Genomic DNA, 4,488 nt, shown 5'->3' with positions numbered 1-4,488 from the left:
TCTTCTGGAGGATTCATTAGCATTGCATTATCAGCAGGCACACTTTTTTCAAGATGCACATGCGCAAATACCGCACTACTAAAAACGACACTGATTACGGTTAAAAATTTAATTAGTTTTTTCATATTTACCTCTATTTTAGTTTATTGAAATTGCTATTTATGGTTTCTTAACTTCGCTAAGCATTACTTTTTAGCTCCGCCTTAGAAAGCTCCTTGTTAAAGGCGTTTAATTCTGGCTTTTTAACGATTGAGTAAATTACTGGGAGCACAATAAGAGTGAGTAGCACAGCACTTGTCATTCCGCCTACCATAGGTGCAGCAATACGACTCATAATCTCCGAACCTGTTCCTGTACCATATAAAATGGGCATCAAGCCGATAATGATTGTTGCAACTGTCATCATTACTGGACGAACTCGTAAGCCTGCACCGTGCAATAATGCATCTTGATATGCATCATCAGAGATAGGTTCAGCTCGCTCTTCAGCTTTTTCCTTAAGCTCAGCAAGTGCCTGATTGAGATAGACCAACATTATCACACCAATCTCAACCGCTACCCCAGCTAGAGCAATAAAGCCCACGCCAACAGCCACAGAGAAGTTAAACCCTTCCAGATACATCAACCATAAGCCACCAATCATCGCCATCGGCAAGGTAACGATAATGATAGCCACCTCACTAAACGCTCTGAAGTTTAAGTAAAGTAGAATAACAATAATGGCGAGTGTTAAAGGCAATACATAGGTGAGCTTTTCTTTCGCTCTTTCCATATATTCGTATTGCCCAGCCCAAGTAATTGAATAACCTGCTGGTAGTTTTAGATTATTAGCCAAGTGTATTTTTGCACTTTCAACATAAGTACCTACGTCAACACCGTCTATATCGATAAACGTCCAGCCATTTAAACGAGCATTTTCACTCTTAATCCCCGGCGGACCGTTCTCAACTCGAATATCTGCGACATCACCTAGTGCAATGCGTTGACCACTTGGTGTTACAACAGGTAATCGTGATAGCTGCTCAGGAGAGTCTCGATAGTCTTGCGGATAGCGTAAGTTAACAGGGTAACGCTCTTGACCTTCTACCGTTTGGGTAACGTTCATACCACCAATAGCTGTAGAAACCACTTGTTGAACATCTTCGATGTTTAACCCAAAGCGACTTGCCTTATCGCGTGAAATATCAACCTTGATATATCGTCCACCTGCAACTCGCTCTGAGTAAACTGATGCTGTGCCTGTAACTTCGGGTAAAATTTGCTCTATTTGTTGGCCGATTTCCTGAATCACATCAAGCTCTGGTCCGGCGACTTTAATACCCACAGGCGTTTTTATGCCTGTTGCTAACATGTCGATTCGGGTCTTGATTGGCATAACCCAAGCATTCGTTAAGCCCGGAAACTTAACCAATTTATCAAACTCAGCTTTTAACGATTCAGTAGTCACACCCTCTCGCCACTGCTCTTGTGGCTTCAATTGAATAAAGGTTTCAATCATGGTTAAAGGTGCAGGATCGGTTGCAGTTTCAGCTCTTCCTACTTTACCAAATACAGTTTCAACTTCTGGCACAGTGCGAATAAGCTTGTCTGTTTGCTGCAATAACTCCCTTGCTTTACCAATTGAAATACCGGGATAGGTAGTAGGCATATACATGAGATCGCCTTCATCCAATGGCGGAATGAATTCACTACCAATTTTATCGACAGGCCAAAAGCCAACGATAGTCACTAATATTGCTGCTACTATTGTCGATTTTGGAAACTTCATGACTTGCTTTAAAACAGGCATGTAGATAGCAATCAATAATCGGTTTAACGGGTTTTTCTTTTCAGAAACAACTTTGCCTCGAATAAAGTAGCCCATCAAAACAGGCACCAATGTGATCGCCAAACCTGCTGATGCCGCCATTGCATAGGTTTTTGTATAGGCGAGCGGAGAGAACATTCTTCCTTCTTGCGCTTCCAAGATAAATACAGGTAAGAATGAGACTGTAATGATCAGTAAGCTAAAAAATAGTGCAGGGCCTACTTCACTCGCAGCCTTAGCAACAATTTGCCAGCGATTTTCATCTGTTAGTGGTGTTTTCTCCATATGCTTGTGCATATTTTCAATCATCACTATTGCACCATCAGTCATCGCACCAATCGCAATAGCGATACCGCCTAAAGACATAATGTTGGCATTGATGCCTTGCATATACATGATAATGAACGACACCAAGATACCTAATGGCAGAGTAACAACTGCCACAATAGATGAGCGAAGATGAAATAGGAAAGCCACACAGACAATAGCAACGACTGCAAGCTCCTCTAGCAACTTGCTCCAAAGATTATCAACAGCACGATCTATTAACTTCGATCTGTCATAAACAGGGACAATCTCCACCCCCTCTGGTAGAGAAGATTTAAGCGATTCAAGTTTTTCTTTTACCCCGTTTATGGTTTGTTGAGCGTTTTCACCAAAGCGCATAACGACAACACCACCAACAACTTCGCCTTCACCATTAAGCTCTGCGATACCACGGCGCATTTGAGGCCCTAAATTAACGGTAGCAACATCACCAATACGCAATGGCGTGCCTTGTTCGTTAATACCAAGTGGGATTTTCTCTATATCACTAACTGATTGAATATACCCCGTTGCGGTAACCATATATTCAGCTTCAGCCATTTCCACAACGGATGCGCCAGTTTCTTTGTTCCCTTTTTGTAAGGCTATTTGTATTAAACTTAGAGGAATATCGTAAGCTCTCAATTTATCAGGATCTACTTGCACTTGATACTGCTTAACCATACCACCAACGGCGGCAACTTCGGACACGCCCGGAACAGTTTGTAGTTCATACTTTAAGAACCAGTCTTGAATGCTTCTTAATTGGCTTAGATCATGGTTTCCAGACTTATCTGTTAAAGCGTAAATGTATACCCAACCCACACCTGTTGCATCAGGTCCTAATTGAGGTTTTGCCGAATCAGGCAGGCTTGATGCTACTTGGCTTAAGTATTCAAGTACTCTGCTTCTAGCCCAATACAAATCAGTATCGTCATCAAAAATAATGTAGACGTAGGAATCACCAAAAAATGAGTAACCACGAACAGTTTGCGCCCCCGGCACTGATAACATCGCTGTAGTAAGAGGAAATGTCACTTGATCCTGCACTACTTGTGGTGCCTGTCCCGGATAGCTCGTCTTAATTATCACCTGCACATCAGAAAGATCGGGGAGTGCATCTACTGGTGTTTTTTGTAATGAATACAAACCACCAAACGCGATAATTAAGGTAATCAACAAAACAAAGAAACGATTGCCGATAGACCATCTAATAATTGATTCAATCATTATTTTTCTCCCACTTAATGATTAGAATGATCAACAGCAGCTTTATTTTCCTTGCCGTGTTGTTCATCTGATTCAAGAGAAATGTCAGTGATAACTAAGTCATCTCTAACCTCAAAAGTGAAAGTGACATTATCACCGACATTGAAATCAACCATTTCTATATTGTCCGCGACGATAAAATCCATCGTCGCAGCAGGTCTATCCCATTTCTCTATTGGGCCTCTGCTAATATTTAGAATCCGTGTATCAATATCAATCGCATTAATCAAACCAGATACTGTTGCTGATGATACTTCAGGCTCACTCATGATATGAATTCCAGTAATTTCATATCCACCGTCTTCGGTTTTGCTCACTTCAAAGTGCAAAGATTGACCTGACTTTAATGAGTCAATATCGACTTTTTCAGCCACAGTAAAATCCATAACCATTTCAGGCCAATCCCAAGCTTCAGCAGGGCCATGTGAAATATTAACCATGCGGTGCCCTGCCATAACACTATTAACATCCCCTTGCATCCAAACAGAGTTAGGCACTTCATCATGAGTCATTCGTTTAAAGTCAGAGCTTTTACTTGATTCAGAATCAATCAAGAATTGGGCAGATGTCACCACAACGTCATCTTCATTTAAGCCGTCTAATATTTCGATGCTGTCGATATCAACCCGGCCAATAGTCACTTCAATAGATTTAAATTGCCCATCACCTAACGCAAGTACTACTCTGTCCTGTTTACCTGTTCTAATAACGGCTTCTTTAGGCACGAGGATGGTGCTATCAGCTTGATTAGCGTGAATAGAGACTTGTGCAAACATATTTGGTTTTAATTGATAGTCTGTGTTATCAAATTTCAATCTCACTCGGAGTGTGCGTGTTTTACTGTTCAATGTTGGATAAACATAATCAACGACACCAGCCCAGTCCTCACCGGGTAAATAATCCAGTGTCATTGATACAGGAAGTCCTTTTTTAATTAAGGCTGCGTCACGTTCAAACACTTCTGCTTCAACCCAAACTTGATCTAGCTGGCCAATGCTTAATAAGGTGTTTCCCGGCTTTACATAAAAACCTTCTCTAACCTTCAAACCATCGACAACACCTGCTTGTGGTGAATAAAAGGTAATTGTTTGCTGAACCTTTCGTGT

The 4,488-nt window shown here is 41.3% G+C and carries 2 protein-coding genes; both read right to left on the bottom strand.

The annotated features are described in order from the left end of the window. Window positions 1-178 precede the first annotated feature (178 nt). Window positions 179-3,343, bottom strand: coding sequence for an efflux RND transporter permease subunit (locus BCG07_RS14375; protein ID WP_008467841.1), 3,165 nt, complete (start codon window positions 3,341-3,343; stop codon window positions 179-181). Window positions 3,344-3,357: 14 nt separating this feature from the next. Next, a partial coding sequence (locus tag BCG07_RS14370) for an efflux RND transporter periplasmic adaptor subunit (RefSeq protein WP_286890700.1) occupies window positions 3,358-4,488 on the bottom strand: 1,131 nt, incomplete at its 5' end.

Source organism: Pseudoalteromonas sp. ESRF-bin5 (genome assembly GCF_002632075.1).
Lineage (GTDB): Bacteria > Pseudomonadota > Gammaproteobacteria > Enterobacterales > Alteromonadaceae > Pseudoalteromonas > Pseudoalteromonas marina.
The sequence above is the reverse complement of the archived record's forward strand: the minus strand, read 5'-3'. Positions and strand labels throughout refer to the sequence as shown.

What these genes read in the sequence shown, in the direction of transcription:
- BCG07_RS14375 (WP_008467841.1), bottom strand. Translation starts at nt 3,343, where the DNA reads ATGATTGAATCAATTATTAGATGGTCTATCGGCAATCGTTTCTTTGTT.